1 protein-coding gene is annotated in these 658 nt (G+C 60.8%); it reads right to left on the bottom strand.

The annotated features are described in order from the left end of the window. Positions 1-112 precede the first annotated feature (112 nt). On the bottom strand, positions 113-658 hold a 546-nt coding region (locus ALO43_RS13225), incomplete at its 5' end, for an AsmA family protein (protein WP_235812530.1).

Genomic DNA, 658 nt, shown 5'->3' with positions numbered 1-658 from the left:
ATTGTTCGGGTTGCATGGCCTGAAGGGCTCTCGTCGTCGGGATATGAGTCGGGATAGGAAAAGGTGCGCCAGTGGAGCGCCGCGAGGGCGCTCCTGAGCTGTTCACATTGCTCTAGCGTTTGAACAATCCCTTGAGGGCGTCCTTGAGTTCGGGGCTGACCTTGTCACCGAGTTTTTCATTCAGCTTGTCCTCAAGCTTCTCGCTGATCCGGTCGCCTGCCAGCCTGGCAGCGATCTGGCCCACGCCTTCCTTGTCCAGGCGGCAGGCTTTGGCACCCAGTTCCAGCGGGCCGCGGCACTGCACCGGCCACTCGATGCCGACAAAGCGCGGATTGATCTCGCAGGCCGGGTCCGGCATGTCGCTCTTGTCGCCTTCGACGATGATGCCGACGCGGTAATTCATGCCCAGTACGCGCAGATCGACGTCGCCGTTACCGTTGACGGCCATGCCCGGAGTACGAACCTTGAGGTCCGGGTTGCTGGCCACGCCGTTGCGTATCACCAGATTGCCGTTGAGCTGCTGGAAAGGAGTGTCCTTGGCGCGCGGTTCGCCGCTAAGCGTCTTGCGGTTGAGGATCGAAATACCCTTGCACAGCTGCTGCTCCAGGTTGGCATTGACCAGTACGCCGTTATTGAGTGCAAAGCTGGCGGTGCCGTT

The sequence above is a fragment of the Pseudomonas tremae genome (genome assembly GCF_001401155.1).
Lineage (GTDB): Bacteria > Pseudomonadota > Gammaproteobacteria > Pseudomonadales > Pseudomonadaceae > Aquipseudomonas > Aquipseudomonas tremae.
Note: the sequence above shows the minus strand (reverse complement) of the source record. Positions and strands in the feature narration are given on the sequence as shown.